Consider the following 23,762-nt stretch of genomic DNA (forward strand, 5'->3'; position numbering starts at 1 on the left):
CTTTTGAAGAAATAGTGTACACTGTTTCTTGTATACACCAGCTAATTTTATAAACGATAATTAATTCAATCGTTATCGTAAGACTTTAAAACATATCTAACCCTTTTAAACCATGAAAAAAAACAATCAAACCACTAACCCAATTAACACTTCCTTATCATGATGAAAAAATATATTTACAAGTTATTCCTATTTGGAGTAATTATGGTGGGAAGCATTATGAATGCTCAGACCATAAAAGGTGTAGTTTCAGATGTTGATGGCCCGATGCCGCAAGCCAATGTCAATATAAAAGGAACTTCTAACTACGCTGTCACAGATCTTGATGGTAACTATATCATTACAAATGCAGACCCTAATGCTGTCCTTATTTTTAGTTATGTAGGATATCAAACCCAAGAAGTAGCTGTATCTGGCAGAAAAGAGATAAATGTTACGCTAACAGCAGATTCTAATGCCTTGAATGAGGTTGTTATTGTGGGGTATACAAGTGAAAAAAAATCCGCCATAACAGGTGCCGTCGCAACTGTAGATATGAGCGAATTGTCTAAAACAAAAGTAGCCGATGTTGGACAGGCTTTACAAGGGCAAGTTGCCGGTGTTTCGGTTTCGGCTAATACTGGTGCTCCCGGTGATGGACTCAAAATACGTATTAGAGGTGAAGGCACACTTGGCAATAACGAAGTACTTTATGTTGTAGATGGGGTGGCAACCCGCGACATTTCATTCCTGAACATGTCTGATGTAAAATCGATGACAGTATTAAAAGATGCTGCTGCAACTGCCATATATGGATCCAGATCTTCTGGAGGCGTTGTTATTCTTACTACCAAAAGCGGTGCAAAAGGAAAAGCAAATATTGATGTAGAATATTTTGGCGGAACAAGTTATGCCACTAATCTTCCGAAAATGCTAAACGCAGATCAGTATTTGACTGTAATGGACCAGGCTTGGCATAATTCTAACAATAATCCTGCTAATGCTATAAGCCCTTATCAAACCGATAGAACTAACGGACAGGTTAACGGTATTCCTTTATCAAACACAAACTGGTTAAACGAATTATTTGGTGCAGGAAGAACAGACAATTTCCAGATTTCGGCTAGTGGAGGTACTGATAAAACACAATATTTAATATCCGGTGGTTATTTTGGACAGAATGGTATTGTCGTGGGTGACAAGGATACTTATAGACGTATCAATTTTAGAGCAAATATCAATACGGAAATTACAGAACGCCTTAAAGTGGGTACAAACTTTCAAATTACTAGCAGTAAACAGGATAAAATGTCTTCTAGCGGAGATGCACCGGGAGTAATTAGACATGCTTTATTACGCCCTTCTGTTTTAGGAGTTTATAAAGATGCAAACGATCCAACGTATAAAGCAAATGATCCTTATACTGATTTGCCCTTCTATTTAAATAACAATCCTAATGGCGGATGGAGCCGTAATTATGAGCTGACATCTAATCCTATTGCGATAGTGAATTATACCGATGATGTACGATCTGCATTTAAAACCTTTGGAAATGTATATGCAGAATATGCTTTTCTGGCTGATAAATCATTAAAATTCAGAAGTAATTTTGGTGCCGAAATCACTTTTGATCATAATAAAGCTTTTGGAGAAAATTTTGGAGATGACAATGACAATGATCCAAATGAATTATATCCGGGACAAGGCAGACAAAACAGACCTTCAAACTTAAACGAAAACAGAGGAGAAGCCACAACTTTTACCTTTACAAATACTTTAAACTATACTAAAACCCTTGCAGAGAAACATAGTATCAATGCATTATTAGGCGAAGAAACGATTGGTTACGACCAATCTGCTGTAGGCGGAAGCAGAACGAATTATAATAATACAACTGATCCTTTCCGTTATCTTGACTATGGAAGCGATGTTAATAAAAACAGTTCCGGTTCTGCACAAATCTGGAACCTTATCTCCTTTTTTGCCTCTGCAAATTATGGATACGACAATAAATATTTTGCTTCAGGTACTATAAGAGCAGACGGTTCTTCTCGTTTTGGACCAAATAACAAATGGGGTTATTTTCCTTCGGTTTCCGGAGGCTGGGTAATGTCTAAAGAAAAATTCATGGAAAACGCAAAATGGATCTCTAACCTAAAATGGAGAGCCAGCTGGGGACAATCTGGTAATCAGGAAATCCCTAATAATGCCTATGAAACTCTTGTTACAGAAACTGGCGGAATCATAAATGTGGTTCGTTACGGTAATCCTGACCTAAAATGGGAAACGACTACGCAAACCAACTTTGGTCTTGATTTAAGTGTATTAGAAAATAAACTGACTTTCTCTGTCGACTATTTTGATAAAACAACCGATGATATTTTATTAGCCGTAGGGCTTCCGTCTGCGACGGTCGGCCAGATCAACAAAACCTATGTTAATGCCGGTGTTGTAACCAATAAAGGTTTTGAATTTGGAGCTAACTTTCAAAACAACGACCACGAATTTAAATATGGCATCAACGGAAACATTGCGACGTTAAAAAATAATGTTGAGCAACTTCAGCAATATGTTTCAGAAATTAATGATGATAAAACGCATACCAAAACTGTAGTTGGACAGCCAATTAGTTCTTATTACGGATTAAAATTTGATGGTATTTATCAAAATCAGGCAGAAATAAATACTGTTTTATATTCTAATTCAAACGGTGCAAAACCTGGAGATATTAAGTTTAAAGACTTAAACGGAGACGGACAAATTAATGCCAATGACAGAACATTTATAGGAAGTTCAATTCCAAAAATAACGTACGGATTTTCATTTAATGCCGAATATAAAAGATTTGACATGTCATTTCTTTTCCAAGGCGTTTCGGGTGTAGATCGATACAATGATTTAAAACAGATTTTAGATTACGACAGCCGCCCTTTTAATTCTACCACTTCGGTATTAAATGCATGGAATGGCGAAGGCACAAGCAATACAATTCCTCGTAACACACTTAATGACAATGGTGGAAGTCAGGTTTCAAGTGTTTTTGTAGAAGATGCTTCTTATCTGCGATTAAAAAACCTTGAAATTGGATATACGTTCAATCCTAAAATAATTGGCGATACGTATTTAAGAATGTATGTCTCTGGACAAAACTTATTGACTTTTACGAAATATACTGGTTTAGATCCAGAATCGACTTCTTTTATAGATCAGGGTACTTATCCTCAATCTAGTACAATACTAATAGGTCTAAAATTTAAAATTTAATAATCGAGCCATGAAATATAAATATATAACAGTAATACTAATTGCGCTGGCCTTAACAAGCTGCGAAGATGAACTTACTACAGATCCTATCGGAGCGCAAACTCTGGAACAGGCAAATTCTAAACCAACCTTAGCTTCAGTAGAAAGTTCTGTCACTTCTTCTTACGATATGTTATCCAACAGATTAAATCAGCTTGCTGAATGGGACTGGAACGGAGGTTTAGTATTTCAAAATGATATTATTATAGATGATATCGCATCTGATGATATGGAAAAAAAATGGTCTCCGGACGGCGATCAATCCTGGATGGATGAAATCAATAATTTTACTTTTACTTCAACAAATGGCGGTCCAAACGGATTGTGGAAATACAATTATGAAGGTATCAAAAGAACCAACATTGCATTGAATTTTCTATTAAATCCGGAGATTGAATCCCTTACTGGAATTTCGACCCAAAGAAAAAACCAATTACTGGGCGAAGCTTATTTTTTACGCTCGTACTATTATTTTTCATTGGTAACCAATTTTGGCGATGTGCCTTTGATTCTGGCTCCAATAAAAACATATCAAGAAGCTTTTGATAAAGCCGTAAGAGCTCCAAAAGAAACAGTATGGAGTCAGATTAAAACCGATTTAGAAACAGCAAAATCACTTTTACCAAATTCGAAATATTCTTCAAGTACAGAAAAATGGAGAGTTTCAAAAGGGGCCGTTATTGCACTTTTGGCCAAAACCGCGCTATACAATAAAGATTGGGCGGCTGTAAACACTTTAGTATCAGAATTAGAAACAACAGGTTTTTATAGCCTTGATGCAAATTATTTTGATAACTTTAATATGAACAAGGAATATGCAGACAATGAAGTGATTTTCTCTTATAACCATGTTAAACAAGCTGATCCGAGAAAAGGAAACGGAATTTGTGCACCTCTTGGGTGGGGATTTTTTGCTCCAAGCACTGATTTTTTAGCTTCATTTGAACCTAATGATCCTAGAAAATTATATACTGTAAATGCTCCTGAACAATGGGTTAATAAACTTTTAGGAACTACAGACGGCGGAAACAAAGGCGATGATGACGCTCCAAACAATAAAGTTTTCATTCGTTATGCTGATGTTTTACTTTGGAAAGCAGAAGCACTTAATGAAACAGGTAATTATTCAGGCGCGATTGACATTATAAACCAAATTAGAGCAAGAGCCAGAAATACAGTTACAACTGTAACGGTTAGAGTACAGGATCCGGCTTTTCCAGCTGACCCAAGTAAAACTATTCCGGTAACTTCTGTTGGCCCTCCTCCACCCGCAGGAACATTGCCAGACAGACCAAATTCTGGAGATAAAGCTGTTGTAAAAACTTGGCTGATTTCTGAAAGAAGAGCTGAACTTGGTTTTGAAAATCAAAGAATGCCCGATTTAAAAAGATGGGGAATTGCTAAGGATGTAATGACAGCGCACGGAAAAGTTTTCTTAGACAAACATATGCTGTATCCAATTCCTCAGGCAGAAGTAGATGCCTCAGCAGGACTTTTAACACAAAATCCTGGATATTAAGATAAATCTATTTCCAACTTTTAAATTGCCTCCAGCTTTAGCTGGGGATCAAAAAGGGAATGAGAACTAGGCTTTAGCCAAAACACTTAATTATTTTGGCTAAAGCCGAATTTATTATCAATTCTTCAACCTCCAGCTAAAGCTGGAGGTAATTAAAAACGATAAAAAATAAAACTAAAAATCATGAAAGATATAGCGAAACGTTTTGCAGACAACCCATTATTATCGCCTGTAGACATTCCTGCAAGCAGAGAAGGATTAGAAATTACATGCTTATTAAATCCGGGTGTATTTCAATATGATAATAAAACATGGCTGATAGTGCGTGTTGCCGAAAGACCAAAACAAAAGGATACTGTTATTTCGTTTCCCATACTGACTCAAACAGGTGAAATTCACATTATTGAAATAGAAAAAAACGATCCGGAACTTATTGCAACAGATGCACGCGTTATCAATTATAAAGGAGTTGATTATTTAACCACGCTTTCCCATCTTAGACTATTATGCAGTGAAGATGGACATAATTTTTATGAACCCGAAAACTATCCGCATTTGGTTGGCGAAGGTATGCTCGAAACTTTTGGAATAGAAGACTGCCGCGTCGCCCAGATTGAAGGAACATATTACCTAACCTTCACTTCTGTATCAGACAATGGTGTTGGTGTTGGTTTGCGTACTACAACCGATTGGAAAAACTTTACCAAACACGGTATGATATTACCCGCACATAATAAGGACTGTGCCATTTTTGAAGAAAAAATAAACGGATTATTTTATGCTTTGCATCGTCCGAGCAGCGTAGATATTGGCGGTAATTACATCTGGATTGCTTCATCTCCTGATGGTATACATTGGGGAAATCATCACTGTATCATAAAAACAAGAAAAGGACTCTGGGACAGTAAAAGGGTTGGTGCCGGAGCAGCTCCCATAAAAACAGATAAAGGATGGCTCGAAATTTATCATGGTGCCAATGAAAATCATATGTATTGCTTAGGCGCTTTTTTAATGGATCTTGAAGATCCCACAAAAGTAATTGCAAGAACAATAGATCCTATTATGGTCCCTGTTGAAGAATATGAATTAAGTGGATTTTTCGGAAACGTAGTATTCACCAATGGCCACATTGTAGAGCCTGATGGAGATACACTTACTATGTATTATGGTGCATCTGATGAATTTGTGTGTGGTGCTCAATTTTCGATTAAAGAAATCCTTTTACTTTTAAAAAATAACTAATGTTTAAAAAACTTATATCAGAAATTGATCATTTTAAAAGTCAGACCCATAATTTTCGTATTCTTATTTTCACCAACTTAGTCTACGCATTAGTACTGCCGGTTATCGATATATTTGTTGCCGCTTATATTATGCGAAACTCAAATGATACCTCAAAAGTAGTTATATACCAATTGGCAATTTATACCGGGATTCCGCTTACTTTTTTATTAAATGGCTTCCTGCTGAAACATATCAATATCAAAAAATTATATTCAATTGGAATGATGCTCAGCGGTGTTTCGATGATTATAATGATGTCCTTAAAAACACTTGATTTAATCGGAATTGGTGTTGCCGGGATTACTATGGGGCTTTCTTTTGGGTTGTACTGGTCAAATCGCGATTATCTGGCTTTGTCTATAACAAATGACAACAATCGAAATTATTATTATGGATTAGAAACCTTTATTTATACCATAATTGCCATTGCAATACCTGCGGCTATTGGCTTGTTTATTCAGTCAAAAATAGGCGAAGACGAAAAACATCGAGCTTATGAAATCATTACCGCAGTTGTTTTTTTAATTACTATTATAGCTTCAATAGTTTGTTATAGAGGTAAATTTATAAATCCTGTACAAAAGCAATATATATTTTTCAAATTTCATCCGCTTTGGTATAAACTGCTGTCATTGGCAGCCTTCAAAGGTTTGGCACAAGGATTTTTGGTTACCGCTCCTGCCATGCTTATTTTTAAAATATTGGGAGAAGAAGGCGCATTAGGAAAAGCACAATCGATTGGGGCAGTTTTAGCCGCAATTATTATTTATTTCATAGGTCGTTTTTCTAAACCATCAGACAGGATTAAAACTTTTTCTGTAGGGTTAATTTTATTTGCTTTAGGCGCTTGTTTAAATGGTTTTCTTTTTAACAAAATGGGAGTAATAATCTTTTTATTATTGCTGCTTATAGCAAAGCCTTTGATGGATTTAGCCTACTTCCCTATTCAGTTAAAGGTAATTGACATTGTTTCCAGAATCGAAAAAAGAGGCGAGTTTGCCTATATTTTAAATCATGAAGCCGGCTTGTACATTGGAAGACTTTTGGGTGCCGGAACTTTCTTAACCTTATATTTTGTTGTATCTGAAGATTTTGCTTTAAGATATGCCATTGGTATTATCGCACTATTGCAGTTATGCTCCATTTATATCAGCAAAAAAATTATCAAACAAGGTCTTGAACTTTCACCAGATGAAGAAATAGAAGCTAAAGTATTAGAAGAAACAGCCGCAGGACTTCTTTAAATTAAAAAGAACAAAATGAATACATTTATAAAAATAAGCACTTCGTGTCTGTTAGTTTTAAGTTTAACAGCAGCCGCACAAGTAAAACAACAAAATATACCCCGTGTAGCACAAATGCCGGATTTACCACAGCCATTAAAAATTATTGACTATAAAAAACTGGCTTTAGATTTTGATAAAACAGTTTATGATTTTAACGCAAAAGGTAAATTTTGGCCAATGGTCTGGATGGATGACAGCAAAAAAAATTACCCGCAGACAGTTGTTGGATTATATACTGCTGTAGCAGATGTAAGACAAGGTCCGAATCACAATAAAGGAATGTTTCATGAAGCCTTGGCAACAATGGGTGCAACATTAGGAGCTACATTAGTAGGCATAGACAAAAACAACCAGCAAAACCTGAACTATGTTGCGATGTTGAAAAACTATTTCAACAAAGAAACCAACTGGAATATTATGATGAATAATACCTGCCCGGAAGTTGCTTTACTGGGCGGAGGTTATGGCCGCGATTGGTGGTATGATGTATATCCAAATCTTCTGTTTTATGCCATTTATGATAAATACCCGAATGAACCCGGTTTTACAGAAATAGCCAGAAGTATTGCAGACAAATTTTATGAGGCCGATGTGGTTTTAAATGGAAACTACGAATACTCCTATTTTGATTACAATAAAATGACGCCCATGACAAACCATATTTGTGCCCAGCCCGATGCCGCAGCAGGACATGCATGGGTATTATATATGGCTTATAAAAAATTTGGCGATGCCAAGTACTTAAAAGGAGCCCGAAGCGCATTAGCAGCATTAGAATCGCAGTCTAAAAACCCTACTTATGAAGTATTAATGCCTTTTGGAGCTTATTTAGCAGCAAGAATTAATGCAGAACAAGGCACAAAATACGATACAAACAAAATGCTGGACTGGACTTTTGACGGAACACCTATTTGTCGTGAAGGCTGGGGCTCTTTGGTAGGAAACTGGAACGGTATCGATATTTCGGGTGTTTTTGGAAGTACGGTAGATCATGGCGGCTATGGTTTTTTAATGAATACTTATGATGCTGCCTGGCCGCTTATACCAATGGTAAGATACGATCAATCGTATGCAGCAGCAATAGGAAAATGGATGCTGAATGCCGCCAATGCTTCTCGTTTTTTTTATCCGCAGTATATGCCTGATGAACATGAAACAATACCGGAACTTGCTCAAGTTTCAAAAGGCGTTATTGGTTACGAAGGCATCATACGTCAATCAAGTTATAAAGAATATGAAAATCTAAAAGGCCCTGTAGCACAAGGTGATGGTCCGCTTTGGGTACTTGGAAAAAATCCTAAAGAATCTCAATTTAGTGTTTACGGCAGCGGCCACGTTGGTATTTTTGGAAGTATTATCCATGAAACCAATGTTACCGGAATATTACAATTAAATTTATTAGCAACCGATTTTTATAGTGATAAAGCCTATCCTTCTTATCTATATTATAATCCATATTCAGGAAGTAAAACAGTAACTATAAAAGTTAAAAAAGGCAAGAAAGTAGATTTATACAATACTGTTTCAGGAAGCTTTATAGCCAAGAATGTTTCTTCATCTGCCAAAATAAAAATGGATCCATTAAGTGCCGCTGTGATTGTTCAAGTTCCTTCTGGTGGAAAAGTAAGCTATGAAGGCTCAAAAATGCTAGTTGATGGGATAGTTGTAGATTATAAATGGCAAGACAAAAAATAAAAACTGTTTTCGATCTACTTTGATACACAATCTTGTCATCCCGAGGAACGAGGGATCTTTGTTTGTAGCTCGACAACGATTGTCTAAATTTCTTTATGGAATTTCTTGCGAACATCCCTCGTTCCTCGGGATGACAAAAATGGGAATAATTTAATGGGACAATAATACTATGAAATCTAATACCTTGAATTATATATTCACTTTTCTGATAATTCTAAATATAAATCCAGCGATCGCTCAAAAAACAGCAATTGACAAAAAATGGTGGAAAGAAACTGTTTTTTATCAAATCTATATGCCCAGTTATGCCGATAGTAATGGAGATGGATATGGTGATTTTAAGGGAATGACCCAAAAATTAGATTATCTAAAAGAATTAGGTATAAAAGGCATTTGGCTTACGCCTTTTCTTACTTCACCAAAAGTTGATAATGGTTATGATATTGCCAATTATTACGAAGTAGATCCTACGTATGGTACTAAAGCCGATTTTGATACTTTTTTGAATGAAGCTCATAAAAGAGGAATAAAAGTAATCATCGATATGGTTTTAAATCATACGTCTACAGATTGTAAATGGTTTCAGGAATCGAGAAAATCAAAAGACAATCGGTATCGGGATTATTATATATGGGAAGATGAACCAAATAATTGGGAATCTTTTTTTGGAGGTACTGCATGGGAAAAAGATGCGGCGACCAGTCAATACTACTATCATAAGTTTGACAAAAAAATGGCCGATCTTAACTGGTCAAATCCAAAAGTAGTCGATGAGGTTCAAAATATACTTCGTTTTTGGCTTGATGCCGGTGTAGATGGTTTCAGGTTAGATGTAATAAACTTCTTGACTACTAATGGTATCACGAAAGATAATCCGATAAAAAACGGACAGCAGGAACACCTAAACGATATAAATCAGGAAGGTGTAAAAAATGCCATGAAAATTATAAAATCTACAGTAAATGAATACAATAACCGCTTTATTGTGGGAGAAATTGGGAGCGATAAAATCGAGGTTTTAAAGCAATATCAATCGCAGGAATTATTGGATGTTGTTTTTAATTTCAATTTTGGAAGCATAAAAGAATTTTCGACTCAGCGTATTTTTGACGAATTGCAAAGCATGGAGAAGAACATGAGCAATTATCCCACTTTGTTTTTTGGAAGCCATGATATGCCCAGAATGATCGACAGACTGGCAGGCGGAAATACGGACAGAGCGACAGCTCTTGCTGCTTTAATACTTACAGCAAAAGGAGTTCCGTTTATCTACTATGGCGAGGAGATTGGCATGCATAACATTATCGCCCAAAACATAAACGAAATGGTCGATATACAAGGTAAAACCCATTATCAAACAGCAATAGCAAAAGATAAAAACGACAAAGAAGCACTTATTGAAGGAAACGAACACAATCGTGATAAATCACGAAGTCCGATGCAATGGAACGAAGAAGCGTTTGCAGGATTTTCAACAGAAAAAAGTTGGATTAAAATCAATCCTGATTATAAAGAAATAAATGTTGATGCTTTAAAAATGCAAAAAAAATCTATTCTTAACAGCTATAAAAAATTGACCGCTTTAAGAAATAAAGAAAAAGTTTTGCAATATGGCACTTATGACAATCTGGAACTTCAGGGAGATCAAGTTTCATTTACACGATCTTTTGAAAATGAAAAAATTACCGTTGTCATTAATTTTGGTATTAAAAAAATAATAACATTACCCGGCAATGCAAAAATATTATTAGGTCAAAAAGAACTAAAACCAAATAGTTTTATTATTTACAAAAATTAGTTTTTCAAGTAAACCCGACAAGTTTTTAAAACCTGTCGGTTTAATCTATGCGCACACTATTTCAATTCATAAATAAATGATTCTGAAGGCGCTATTTCTACTATAACAGTTCCTTCTCCATTCTTTACAACTAAAATATTTTTGTTACTCGAATATAATTGATCTGTAAGTACGTATTCACCATCTTTTAAATCCCATTTCAAAATAACATCAGATGGGATTTTCAAATTAAACGTACTTGTTTTTTCAGAAGAGAAGTTTGCCAAAATAATCAATTTTTGAGTTTCAGACCAGCGAACAAACGAATAAATCAATTCATCATAATTAGATGTATTTTGGCGGTTTACCGATTGTATGTCCTGAAAACTTCCCATCAATGCCGGGCTTTTTATGGAGAAATTTAATAATCGTTTGTAAAAATCTCGTAATTGCTTTTCAGAATCAGACAATTGTCCGCCATCAAATTTTCCTTCATTCATCCATTTTTGATGATTCGGAACCCCTATATAATCGAAAATAGAAGTTCGAGAACGTTTTCCAAAACCAGCATCTTCATTGCCTGCCTCTCCTACTTCCTGTCCAAAATAAACCATAGTTGGCGAAGTACTTAAAGTAGTTGAAACTACCATTAAAGGTTTTCCTCTTTCCGGAGTTCCGGCAAATTCCGGAGAAGCTAAACGCTGTTCGTCATGATTGTCTAAAAAGTGAAGCATATGATGTTCGATATCTGTCATTCCTTTTTGAATATCAGATAATCCATCCGGAGATGATTTTCCTCGAATAACATCTTTCAGTTTATCATACGTTTCTACTTTATCATACAAATAATCCATTTTTCCTAAACGAATATAATTTCTGTATTCATTTGGGTTATAAACTTCTGCCAATAAAAAAGCATTTGGATTTTTCATTTTGATTGCAGAGTTCATATAACTCCAAAATTCATAAGGAACCATTTCGGCCATATCATAACGGAAACCGTCAACACCTTTTGCTGTCCAGTATAAAGCTATTGATTTAAATTTTTTCCATGAATCCGGCACCTCTTTATCCTGCCAAAAAGCAAAATGTTCGGGATACGATTTGTGATCAAAACCAGCAGGAAGTTCAGGAAAATCTTTTGAACCGTCAGGTCGAACGCCATAATTTACTTTTACCGTTTCGTACCAATCATTTTGATCTGGTTTTACTTTACGCGAACCATTTCCTGTCCATTTTGCAGGATTTTCATCAAAGACACCATCAATAAGAGCATTTTTTTCTCCATTTAACGGAATATCTCCATCGGGAATTTCGAAGTGTATATTTGGAATATAGTAGAAATTATTGTTTCGTTTATATTCGGCAGTTACATCATCATCAGCACCAAAATCTCTTACTCCTTCAGGATTATTTTTTCCTTCGTATTTTCTAGCAATATGATTCGGAACTATATCAATAATTAATTTTAACCCTGCTTTATGAGTCCGTGCAATTAAATCTTCAAATTCTTGTAATCTGTTTGCCGGATTTACAGCTAAGTCAGGATTTACATTATAATAATCTTTTACGGCATACGGTGAGCCTGCACGGCCTTTTACCACTTCAGGATCGTCATTTGAGATTCCGTAAGCGGTGTAATCATTTACTAAAGCGTGATGCGGAACTCCGGTATACCAAATATAAGTTACACCTAAATCCTTTATTTCGTGAAGCGCTTTATCTGTAAAATCATTAAACTTTCCAACTCCGTTTTCTTCAATAGTTCCCCACGGCTTATTAGTTTTGTTTTTATTCCCGAATAAACGGGTAAAAACCTGGTATACAACAATTTTATGATCTTTTGAATTTTCTTGTTTTTCTTCACTCATTTTTAAATCTTTTGTTTTACAACCCGAAAACAACATTGCTGCGGCCATTCCCACAACAATAAATTTACTTTTTATCATAGTTTTTTAAATCTAAACGTATCTGTTTTTTTTTGAAATAGAAATCTAAATCCAATTTCTAAATTTAGTTTATTTTTTAAAGCTCAAAAGAAACCAAGTCCGATTTGTTTTTTCACAACAATAAAATCATCAACTACAACGTAAGAGTTCTTTATTTTGTTAATAAATTAGAGGTACAAAGGTTCAGAGGTATATAAGGTACAAAGGTTCTGAAATGTCATTAAAAATTTCAAATTCAAACTTTGAACCTTTGCCTCTTTGAACCTCTGAACCTAAAAAGATAAATTAATGCTAATAACAATCTAAGGTTGTATCCTTTTTTATAAATTTGACAAAAATTTAATCACTTGAAGAAATTACTCTTTTTTATATCTTGTCTGCTTTTATTAAGTGTTCAAATCATTTCTGCGCAAGCACCAAAAAAAGCGCAGGCACCAAAAAAAATCAACATAGAACATTCTGATTATTTAGATGTGGATCAAGCTACAGCACCTGATGCAGTCTTGCTTACAGGAAATGTAAAAGTAAACCATGACGGAGTAGTTCTTACTTGTAATAAAGCGTATTACTTTCAGAAAGAAAATTATCTTAAAGCCTTTGGAAATGTACAATTAGTACAAGGTGATACTTTGTTTTTAAATAGTAAATATGCCGAATATAACGGAAATATGAAAAAAGCTTTTGCAACTGGAGATGCTGTAATGACTTCACCAGATGCAACCCTGCAAACGGACACTATTAATTTTGACCGAAATACCCAAGAAGTTTTTTATAATACAAAGGGAACGATTATCAACAAAGACAATACTTTGATTAGTAAATCAGGTAGATATTTTGTAGCCCAGAAAAAATTTCAGTTTTTGACAGAAGTCACTATTACGAACCCTAAGTATGTTATAAAATCAAATCATTTAGATTATTACAGTAATTCAGGACATACGTATTTACTTGGTCCGTCGACAATTACCAGTAAAGCCAATTATATTTATACCGAAAAAGGGTTTTACGACACCAAGAAAAACCTCGCTCACTTTTTACGGAAATCATACATAAAATACGACGACCGACTCATTGAAGGAGACAGTTTATTTTATAATCGAAATACCGAATTTGCATCGGCAACGCGGAATGTAAAAATCACGGATTCAATTAATAAAGGACTTGTAAAAGGGCATTATGCCGAGATTTACAAACTAAAAGATTCGATGTTTGTAACCAAAAGAGCTGTTGCTATCAATTTAGTCGAAAACGATTCGGTTTATATTCACGGACAAAAACTAATGGTTACCGGAAAAGAAGGCGAACGAATTTTGAGAGCGTTTAAAAATGTTCGTTTTTACAAAACCGACATGAGCGGAAAATGTGATTCGATTCATTCAAATTCTAAAACAGCTTTAACAAAATTAATCGGAAGTCCGATTTTATGGAACGGCGACAGCCAGATAACTGGTGATTTAATGCATTTAATTGGCGATAACAATACCAAAAAGTTAGATTCATTAAAAGTTATTAATAACACTTTCCTCATCTCCAAGGACACTTTAGGAACGGGATATAATCAGGTCAAGGGACTCAATTTATTTGGAAAGTTTAAAGAGGGAAAACTCCACGATGTTGATGTCGTCAAAAATACCGAAGTCGTCTATTTTATGCGGAATGACGCCAATGAGTTAATCGGAATTAATAAAAATGTCAGCAGTAAAATAAACCTGATTCTTGAGAATAATGCCGTAGAAACGATTACATTTTTTAATCGTGTTGACGGGGATATTTTCCCCGAAGAAGATTTGCCTGAAAATGCACGTAAATTGCGTGGTTTTGTCTGGCGAGGAGACGAAAGAATAAAATCAAAAGATGATATCTTTACCGCCGAAGAAAATGAAATGAACGACAAATTAGTCAAGGAAGGAAAAGAACAGGAAGAAAAAGATAAAAATGTTCCAATGAAAGTCAGGAAAGAGACTTTAAATTACGATAAGAAAAAACCAGCCGTAAAAGCGGAAACGAAACCTAAAGTTAAATAGTTTTCAGTCGCAGTTTTCAGTTTACAGGTTTTTCAGTGAAGTTTGTCGCAGTATTCGATCTCAGTTTTTCAAAACTTTGAGATCTTTACATTAAAATGTAATCTTAATTTTAAGCTTACAAACTTTGCGTAAATCTTTGCGATCTTTGCGCTAAAAATTAGTCGCAGTTTTCAGTGTCAGTTTTCAGCAAATGAAACAAAAACCTAAGAACCTTAGCATCTCAGCAACTTAGACCCTTAAAAAGAAATGAACCCAGATTTTATAAAATACCAGGCACAAACTTCTCCTTATCCTTTAGGAATGGAAGTTTCGCACGCCATTGGCTCATACATATACGATACAAACGATAAAAAATATTTAGACTTTGTTGCCGGAGTTTCGGCTTGTACACTTGGGCATCAGCATCCGAGAGTAAATCAGGCAATAAAAGATCAACTGGACAAATATTCGCACGTAATGGTTTATGGAGAATATTCACAGAGTCCTGCAGTTCAGTATTGCAAATTGATGGCCTCACTCCTGCCAGAATCTCTAAATAAAACCTATTTAGTAAATTCAGGTACAGAAGCAATTGAAGGTGCACTAAAATTAGCCAAAAGAACAACAGGCCGCAGTCAGCTTATTTCTTGTCATAATGCCTATCACGGAAACACAATGGGTTCTATGAGTGTTATGGGATTTGAAGAACGCAAACGGGCTTTTCGTCCACTGCTTCCTGATGTTGATTTTATAACGTTTAATAACGAAGCCGATTTAGAAAAAATAACAACCAGAACCGCAGCAATTCTTCTGGAAACGATACAAGGCGGTGCCGGATTTATTCAGCCCGAAAATAACTTTCTGCAAAAAGTCCGTAAGCGATGTGATGAAGTTGGTGCCATGATGATTGTAGATGAAATTCAGCCGGGTTTTGGAAGAACCGGGAAGCTTTTTGGGTTTCAAAACTACGATGTCGTTCCGGATATTGTTGTTATGGGAAAAGGTATGGGAGGCGGAATGCCTGTAGGTGCTTTTACCGCTTCGGCTGAAAAAATGGATCTTTTAACCGAAAATCCTAAACTGGGACATATCACAACATTTGGAGGCCATCCTGTCATTGCGTCAGCTTGTTTAGCTACTTTGCAGGAATTAACTGAAACAAATTTAATACAGGAAGCGTTAGAAAAGGAAAAACTGTTCAGATCGCTTTTGGTACATCCTTTGATAAAGGAAGTTAGAGGAAAGGGATTAATGCTTGCAGCAATGACTGAAACGGCAGATATAACGAATCAGGTCATTTTAAACTGTCAGGACAAAGGATTAATACTGTTCTGGCTTTTGTTTGAAGGATGTGCTATCCGAATAACACCGCCGCTTACCATTTCTGAAGAAGAAATAAGAGAAGGCTGTTCCATAATTTTAAGCGTTATGGATGAAATATTAAAAGCGGGCAACAACTAAATAATCTTTTAAAAATCAGAAGATTATAATTAAATTTGGAACATAAGTTCTAAATTCATTGTTAATTAAATTGTTCAAAACAATTAATTTTCCTTCCCCACATCAATTATATGGTTGCCTAAATTTATAACAGGCTAATTTCAAATAAAACAAAGTATGCAATTAAGCAACGAAGAAGAAGATTATAACCTATCCTTATCAAAATTTGAGTCGATGTTAAAAACTAACAAAGTACTCTTTTTTGATTCTGAAGAATTTGAAGAAATTATTCTTCATTATTTAGATATAGGCAAGGCTAATTTAGCAAAAAAGGCCTTAAAACTTGCATTAGACCAACATCCAAAATCTACAGGCTTAAAATTAGTACAAGTAGAAATGCTGGTTTACGAAGACAAACTGGAAATCGCTGAGAAGCTTTTAAACGAGTTGTATGCAATCGAACCAAACAATGAGGAAATCTATATCCAAAAAGCAAATATTTGTTCTAAAAGAGATCAACACGAAAAAGCGGTAGAATTACTTAAAATTGCCCTGCAATATACTGATGATTATGCCGATGTGTACAACTTGATTGGAATGGAATATCTTTTTATGGATAATCTTGAACTGGCAAAAGAAAGCTTCATTAAATGTCTTGAAGAAGATTTAGAAGATCAATCTGCCTTATATAACGTGGTTTACTGTTTTGAATTTTTAGATCAAAATCAGGAAGCTATTGTGTATTTGAACGACTACATTAACAAAAATCCATACAGCGAAATTGCATGGCACCAGCTTGGAAGACTGCATTATGGTGTAAAAGAATACGAAAATGCAATTCGTGCTTTTGATTATGCAACCCTAATTGACGATGAGTTTTTAGGTGCATTTATGGAAAAAGCAAAAGCTTACGAACGTCTTAAAAAGTACAATGAAGCGATTGAAAGCTATAATCGTACAATTGAATTAGACGACGCAACATCGTATGCTTTATTACGTATTGGTAAATGTTATGAAAAATTAGGAAATGCTGTAAAAGCACTTCAATATTACAACCAAACTGTGCACGAAGATCCTCTTTTAGATAAAGGCTGGATAGCGATTACAGATTTTCATGTTCGTCAGAAGAATTTTCAAAAAGCATTGTTTTTTGTCAATAAAGCGTTAGCAATTGACAATCAAAATCGTTTGTACTGGAAACGTTACGCAACGATAAACAAACAAATGAACTTTTTTGAAGAAGCTGAATTTGGATACAGAAAAGCGGTAGAATTTGGAGATTATGCTCTTGATACCTGGTTATATTGGGTTGATATTCTTCAATTTCTAGGAGAATTTGAAAGTGCAATTCAAACCTTGCTTCAGGCATCAGAATATTTTCCGGAAGAAAACGAAATCGAATATCGTCTGGCTGGATTATACTTTATGATTCAGGACAATACGAAGGCAAAATTCCACTTAAGCAATGGACTTCGTTTAAACTTTGATAATTATATTCTTATCGAAGATTTATTTCCGGTAGTCTGGACAAAGAAAACAGTTAGAAATTATATCGAAAAACACAGAAAATAATAATGATTGATATTTTAAAAAGGCGTTTTGGCTTATTGGGCCGTAATATTAGTTACTCATTTTCAAAAGGTTATTTTACAGAAAAATTTAACGACGAAATTTTCGCAGGCAACAGCTACGAAAACTTCGACATTGCTGAAATTAACCATTTTACAGGATTATTGAAAAACAATCCGGATTTGAAAGGTTTAAACGTTACGATTCCTTATAAAGAACAGGTAATTCCTTTTTTAGATAAACTATCAAAAAAAGCAGCTTTAATTGGTGCTGTAAATACTATTAAGTTTACCAAAAATGGTAAATTAAAAGGCTACAACACCGATTATTACGGCTTTAAAAAATCATTAAAACCTTTATTAGAACCACATCATAAAAAGGCATTGATTCTTGGTACCGGCGGCGCTTCAAAAGGTGTGGCTTTTGCTCTAGATGAACTTGGCATCCTTTACACTTTTGTTTCAAGAGAAGCAAAAGAAAACATCATTGATTACAACTTGATTAATGCCACTACTTTTGATAATTACCAAATCATAATCAATTGTACACCAGTTGGAACAAGTCCTAACATAGAGGCTTGCCCTGATCTTCCTTATGAGTTTTTTACAGAAAAACATATCGCATACGATTTGATTTACAATCCTGCAGAAACTCAATTTCTTAAAAATGCTAAAGAAAGAGGTGCAGTAATTAAAAACGGATATGATATGCTTATTTTTCAGGCAGAGAAAGCCTGGAAAATCTGGAACAAATAAAAACCTTAGAATGTAGGAAATAAAAGTAAATTTCGTAAATTAGTCTACTCATTTGTAGATAGTTATGAAAAAATCAATACTTTACATCTGTATTTTATTTTTTATTTCACTTGCTTCCACAGCGCAGCAGGATTCTCAAAATGCAAATGAGACTTCGAAGAATCCATATACAGAAGCCCGATATCATTATTACCTAAAAACTATTTTACTTTTTAATGAATATTTAGATACTGATTCTGGCTCCTTTAATACAACACAGCTTAGATTTTTACATCCCATTGCTAATAAGGCTTGGAATTTAAGAGTTGATCTGCCATTAATTTCTACTAATACCTCTTCTATAAATAAAACCGGAATTGGAGATATTGGTATTGGAATCAGCTATATACCCTATTTAGAACATAAAAACGGAGGAGTCGCTTTTCGCGCTCGAATCATATCAAATTCAGCCGTTGATCCTGCTTTGGGATCAGGAAAATGGGTCTTTGCTCCTGCAGTTTTCTATGGAAAATATTTGGTCATGAATAAATTTTTATGGATAAGTTCGCTGGAAAATCAAGTTAGTTTTGCCGGATCAAGTAACAGAAGCGACATCAATACAACATCTTTTGAAAATTACTTTATGTATATTTTTGGGAAAAACTGGGTTGCTGCCGACGCTGCTTTTAGATATAATGCTACAAATAAAGGTTTCCCAAATAATGCTTTTGTAGAATTTGGACGTAAAATAACAGCAAATGATATGGCATACATACATCCAAGTGTTGCTTTTGGAAATCATAAGTCTTATAATTGGGGGCTTGAAGTTGGAATGCTGATATTATTTTAATCAGAAATCGACAAAAATTTCTATTTAAAATCATTAGTTTAATTTCATTTTTTCAAAAATAATAAGAAATCGAAATTTTTATTTCCTTTAAGTAATTTATAAAAATTAACATATCAGAGGCGTAAAAGAGTATAAAGAATAAGAATTTCATCGTAAAATACAGCATAAACAAACGATTTATTTTGTAGTTAGGAACACCTTTACTATCTTTCGCTCTGTTTAAAGTAAAAACCTTATACATTTAAAATGTTAGAAGAAAAGAATGATAACCTGCAAGAAGCAGACGGAAAGTTAGGAATCGATATTAGCGATTCTACACCTGATGATACAGTAGAAACTGCAGAAACTGAAACGGTAACTGAAAGTACTGTTTCAAGTCCTGAAAATGAAGTTGAAGAAACGGTTGAAATTGAAGAAACTGATCATCAAAGTGCATTAGATGCAATAACAAATTCAAACGCCGAAGAAAGTGAAGATGAAACGCTAAAAGAGCGTCATGACATTCCTATGAAGGATTATGAGACTTTTTCTTTGGATGCACTGGTAGACGAACTTAAAAAATTGGTTAATACAGATAAAACAATGTCTGTAAAAGATCACATTGAGGAAATTAAAAAATCATTTTTACTACAATATAACCATCTTTTAGAAGAGAAAAGAGAAGAATTTAATGCTTCAAAAGAAGATCCAAATGAAGAATTTGAATATCATTCTCCTCTAAAATCTAAGTTTGATGAATATTATAATATTTTTAGAGAGAAAAGAAATGCTCACTTTAAACATTTGCAGACTAATCTAAAATCTAATTTAGAAAACCGACTTGCAATAGTTGAGGAATTAAAAGAACTTATAAATCCGCAGGCAAATATAAAAGACACTCTTAAGCATTTTAATGATTTAAGAGAAAGATGGAAAAATGCCGGAGCAATTCCAAAAGACAAATACAATCACGTTTGGAACAACTACCATTTTCATGTAGAAAATTTTTATGATTATCTGCATTTAGATCGTGAAGCACGCGATTTAGATTTTAAACATAATCTTGAGCAAAAGCAAAAAATTATAGCAAGAGTTGAAGAGCTTGTAAATGAAAGCGATATAAGTAAAGCATTTCGTGAATTACAGGATTTACACCGCCTTTGGAAAGAAGATATCGGCCCCGTTTCTAAAGAACACCGTGATACTATCTGGAATAAATTTAGTGAACTGACTAAAAAAATTCACGATAAAAGAGAAGTTTTATTCGAAAGCCAAAGAGCAAATGAACATCAAAATCTTGAAGCTAAAAAAGAAATTATTTCTAAAATTGAAGTTTTAGGAACTGAAAAAGTAAACTCGCACTCGCAATGGCTTGTTCAGATTCAAAAAGTAGAGGCTTTAAGAAATGAGTTTTTTGCTGCCGGAAAAGTTCCTTCTGAAATAAATGAAGAAACCTGGGCTTCGTTTAAAACAGCTGTTAGAAATTTCAATGCCTTTAAAAATTCGTTTTACAAAGACATCAAGAAAGATCAAAACGATAATTTAAATAAAAAAATGGCTCTTGTAGCCAAAGCCAAAGAATTACAGGAAAGTACCGATTTTGGTGCTACTACTCCAATCATGAAGCAAATTCAGGAAGAATGGAAACAGATTGGTCATGTTCCTAAAAAATACTCAGATAAGATTTGGAAAGAATTTAAAGATGCATGCAATCATTATTTTGATAAATTAAAAGAACACAAATCAGAAGAAAATGCTGATGAGGTTGCTGCATTTGATAATAAAAAAGCGTATCTGGATATTTTGAGAGCTTATCAGCTAACAGGAGATCACAAAACAGACCTTGACGCTATAAAACAGCATATTGAAATTTGGAAAAGTTACGGAAAAGTGCCTTTTTCAAGACGTCATATTGAAGGTAAATTCAATAAAATTTTAGATGCCCTTTTTGAAAAACTAAGTTTAAGCAAAAAAGAATCTGAAATGATGCGTTTTTCTAATAGAATCGATTCGTTATCAGACAGTAACGACACAAGAAAGTTAGACAATGAAAAGATTTTCATTATGCGTAAAATTGAAGAAGTTCAGAATGAAATTTTCCAATTAGAAAATAACATCCAGTTCTTTGCCAATACTAAAAATGCTAAAAAAGAGAATTCAATAGTTACGGAAGTGCGCAAAAACATTGCAATTCACAAAGAAAGCCTTGATGTATGGAAAGACAAATTGAAACAATTAAGAAACTTAAATCAGCCGGAATAATCTCAGGTTGAGCGAAGTCAAAACCATTTAATACAAAAGGTGTAATGAAATTCATTGCATCTTTTTTTTGTACTTATTTTTTTACCGCAAAGCACGCAAAGATTTTATTTATAGAGGATTTATAAAAGCGTAAAGTTCGCAAAGCTTTACTTAAAAACTTTGCGAACTTTACATAAACCTTTGCGTGCTTTGCGGTAAAATCATCATAACGAACCCAAAACTTAACATTCTCATTAAATTTCGTAAAACTATTCTGCAAAATATTGATTATATTTGAGTTACCACTATAATTAACAATCAAACAAATAACATTTAATACTAATTTTTAAATAAGAAGAACATGAAATTTACAAGAAAAGCAAATGCCAACTGGAAAGGAACCGGCATGGAAGGAAAAGGAACTATAAGTACACAAAGTACAACATTAGATAACGCACAATTGTCTTTTAAAACAAGATTTGCAGATGGAGTTGGAACAAACCCTGAAGAATTAGTCGCAGCGGCCCATTCTGGCTGTTTTACAATGCAGTTAAGTTTTTTACTTAACGAAGGTGGTTTTACCGCAGATGATTTATCTACAGAAGCTACCGTAACTTTTGAGGATGGTTCTATAACTTTAATTCATTTAGATTTAAAAGGAAAAGTACCATCTATATCCGCAGAAGAATTTGAAAAAACGGCTGCAAAAGCAAAAGAAATCTGCCCGATTTCAAAACTTTTAAATACAACTATAACTTTATCAGCATCATTAGTAAGTTAATATTTTTTTTAAGCATAAAAAAGCCATCAGTTCAAAACTGATGGCTTTTTTATTATATAATGAAATGACTAATATTAGTTCATTGTCGCTTTTAAAGCTTTTGCTTCAGCAGTCATTTCTAATGCTTTATAAACTCCTAATAATGTTTTAGCAACATCTTCGTTTTTAGGATCTAATTCATTTGCTTTTTTAAGGTAAGGAATTACACCTTTAAAAACACCTTCTCTCTGTGCTTTTAAAATATCGTAACGTTTCATATCTTTTGCAGAAGTACCCAATTTATTCATTTCGTCAATAATTGGTTTTTCAGCATCTAATTTTAATGCAGCAAGGTTAAGATATGCATTAGTGTAGTTTGGATTAATTTCAATAGCTTTTAAATAGTATTTCTCAGCATCAGCAGCATTTTTTGAATTTGCACTTAATACTCCTAAGTTAAATACTAAATCAGCATTGTTTGGATCTTTTTGTAATGCTTCTCCAACTAATTTTTTGTACTGATCGTAATCTTTTGTTTCAAGGTATAAGTTAGCTTCTGTAAGAATTAAAGAGCTATCATCCGGATTTGTTTTTCTAGCATCTGCAATTGCTTTCTTAGCATCTTCAATTTTTCCTTTTTGAACTAATATCAATGCTAAGTTTTTGTAGATTTCTCCTCTTTTTGAAGGAATAGCTTCTGTTTTAGGTTTTTCGTGAGTTCCTAATTTTACAGCTAAATCTCTTTCTTTTGCATTAGCAAAGTTATCTTCATTATTATTCGCTTTGTTTGTAGCTAAATATAAAGTCCCTTTTCCAGAAAAGTTTAATTTTTTTAACTCTTCGTACATTGGAAGTGCCGTATCAAAATCCTGAGCATTTACTGCTGTAGATGCTGCATAGTAAAGATTAATAGTATCTTTTTTATCTAACTGATAAGCATCATATAGTTTTTTAGCACCGTCAGCATGTTTATTTGCCTGAGTATCTGCGATCGCTGAGTTAATTAACAAACCTTTGATATTTGTAATTGAAGCTGCTGCCTGAGTTGAATATTTCTGTTTTCCAGATGCATTTTCAACATCAATTAATTTTTTGTAACTATCAGCAGCTGCAGTTAGGTTTTTACTTTCTTCAACTTTTTTAGTTGCAAGGTCTAAGTAAGCATTTCCTTGTACAAAATAATATTGAGCCTGCTCAGTATCTTTTGCATTCACGATTAAATTCTCTGCATCTTTTAGTTGAGTAAGTGCTCCTTGTGCATCACCGCTTTTTAATGCTTTTTCAGCATTTTTAATCTGATCTTTTTGAGCAAATGTAGCTACAGAAATCAGTAATGCTGACGCTAGTATAACATATTTACTTTTCATAATGTTCAATTTGTATATTTATTAATT

The 23,762-nt window shown here is 34.1% G+C and carries 15 protein-coding genes; 13 read left to right on the top strand and 2 right to left on the bottom strand.

Annotated elements, in window-relative coordinates:
- Positions 1–159: 159 nt before the first annotated feature.
- The 6 genes from ASD98_RS15820 to ASD98_RS15845 all read left to right on the top strand — a co-directional run bounded on the left by ASD98_RS15820 (position 160) and on the right by ASD98_RS15845 (position 10,864).
- On the top strand, positions 160–3,243 hold the full coding sequence (locus ASD98_RS15820) for a TonB-dependent receptor (RefSeq protein ID WP_056206086.1): 3,084 nt from the start codon (positions 160–162) through the stop codon (positions 3,241–3,243).
- 10 nt (positions 3,244–3,253) lie between these two features.
- Positions 3,254–4,801, top strand: coding sequence for a RagB/SusD family nutrient uptake outer membrane protein (locus ASD98_RS15825; protein WP_056206087.1), 1,548 nt, complete (start codon positions 3,254–3,256; stop codon positions 4,799–4,801).
- Between the two features lie 183 nt (positions 4,802–4,984).
- The gene (locus ASD98_RS15830) at positions 4,985–6,043 is read left to right on the top strand and encodes a glycoside hydrolase family 130 protein (protein ID WP_056206088.1); all 1,059 of its coding nucleotides are present in this window, start codon (positions 4,985–4,987) and stop codon (positions 6,041–6,043) included.
- Positions 6,043–7,329, top strand: coding sequence for an MFS transporter (locus tag ASD98_RS15835; RefSeq protein WP_082577873.1), 1,287 nt, complete (start codon positions 6,043–6,045; stop codon positions 7,327–7,329). The genes ASD98_RS15830 and ASD98_RS15835 overlap by 1 nt, the downstream gene beginning before the upstream one ends.
- A 15-nt stretch (positions 7,330–7,344) precedes the next feature.
- The gene (locus tag ASD98_RS15840) at positions 7,345–9,066 is read left to right on the top strand and encodes a hypothetical protein (protein ID WP_082577874.1); all 1,722 of its coding nucleotides are present in this window, start codon (positions 7,345–7,347) and stop codon (positions 9,064–9,066) included.
- A gap of 169 nt (positions 9,067–9,235) precedes the next feature.
- Positions 9,236–10,864, top strand: a complete 1,629-nt coding sequence (locus ASD98_RS15845) for an alpha-glucosidase (RefSeq protein ID WP_082577875.1) — start codon at positions 9,236–9,238, stop codon at positions 10,862–10,864.
- Between the two features lie 56 nt (positions 10,865–10,920).
- Here ASD98_RS15845 and ASD98_RS15850 read toward each other — a convergent pair whose 3' ends face one another.
- The gene (locus tag ASD98_RS15850) at positions 10,921–12,792 is read right to left on the bottom strand and encodes an alpha-amylase family protein (protein ID WP_056206090.1); all 1,872 of its coding nucleotides are present in this window, start codon (positions 12,790–12,792) and stop codon (positions 10,921–10,923) included.
- 347 nt (positions 12,793–13,139) lie between these two features.
- Between ASD98_RS15850 and ASD98_RS15855 the strand changes: the two genes are divergently transcribed.
- The 7 genes from ASD98_RS15855 (at position 13,140) to ASD98_RS15885 (ending at position 22,389) form a co-directional block, all read left to right on the top strand.
- Positions 13,140–14,816, top strand: a complete 1,677-nt coding sequence (locus tag ASD98_RS15855; protein ID WP_082577876.1) for an OstA-like protein — start codon at positions 13,140–13,142, stop codon at positions 14,814–14,816.
- 246 nt (positions 14,817–15,062) lie between these two features.
- Entirely contained in the window at positions 15,063–16,256 is a 1,194-nt protein-coding gene (locus tag ASD98_RS15860; RefSeq protein WP_056206093.1) for an aspartate aminotransferase family protein, read from the top strand.
- A 156-nt stretch (positions 16,257–16,412) separates the two neighbouring features.
- Positions 16,413–17,807: a tetratricopeptide repeat protein gene (locus tag ASD98_RS15865; protein WP_056206095.1), complete on the top strand. Its 1,395-nt coding sequence runs from the start codon at positions 16,413–16,415 to the stop codon at positions 17,805–17,807.
- A gap of 2 nt (positions 17,808–17,809) precedes the next feature.
- The gene (locus ASD98_RS15870; protein ID WP_056206098.1) at positions 17,810–18,559 is read left to right on the top strand and encodes a shikimate dehydrogenase; all 750 of its coding nucleotides are present in this window, start codon (positions 17,810–17,812) and stop codon (positions 18,557–18,559) included.
- Between the two features lie 64 nt (positions 18,560–18,623).
- Complete coding sequence (locus ASD98_RS15875) at positions 18,624–19,388, top strand: hypothetical protein (protein ID WP_056206099.1); 765 nt, start codon at positions 18,624–18,626, stop codon at positions 19,386–19,388.
- Between the two features lie 246 nt (positions 19,389–19,634).
- The gene (locus ASD98_RS15880) at positions 19,635–21,629 is read left to right on the top strand and encodes a DUF349 domain-containing protein (protein WP_056206101.1); all 1,995 of its coding nucleotides are present in this window, start codon (positions 19,635–19,637) and stop codon (positions 21,627–21,629) included.
- Between the two features lie 340 nt (positions 21,630–21,969).
- Positions 21,970–22,389, top strand: a complete 420-nt coding sequence (locus ASD98_RS15885; protein ID WP_056206102.1) for an OsmC family protein — start codon at positions 21,970–21,972, stop codon at positions 22,387–22,389.
- Positions 22,390–22,463: 74 nt separating this feature from the next.
- Here ASD98_RS15885 and ASD98_RS15890 read toward each other — a convergent pair whose 3' ends face one another.
- Positions 22,464–23,735, bottom strand: a complete 1,272-nt coding sequence (locus ASD98_RS15890) for a tetratricopeptide repeat protein (RefSeq protein ID WP_056206104.1) — start codon at positions 23,733–23,735, stop codon at positions 22,464–22,466.
- Positions 23,736–23,762 lie beyond the last annotated feature (27 nt).

Source organism: Flavobacterium sp. Root186, from assembly GCF_001428525.1.
GTDB lineage: Bacteria > Bacteroidota > Bacteroidia > Flavobacteriales > Flavobacteriaceae > Flavobacterium.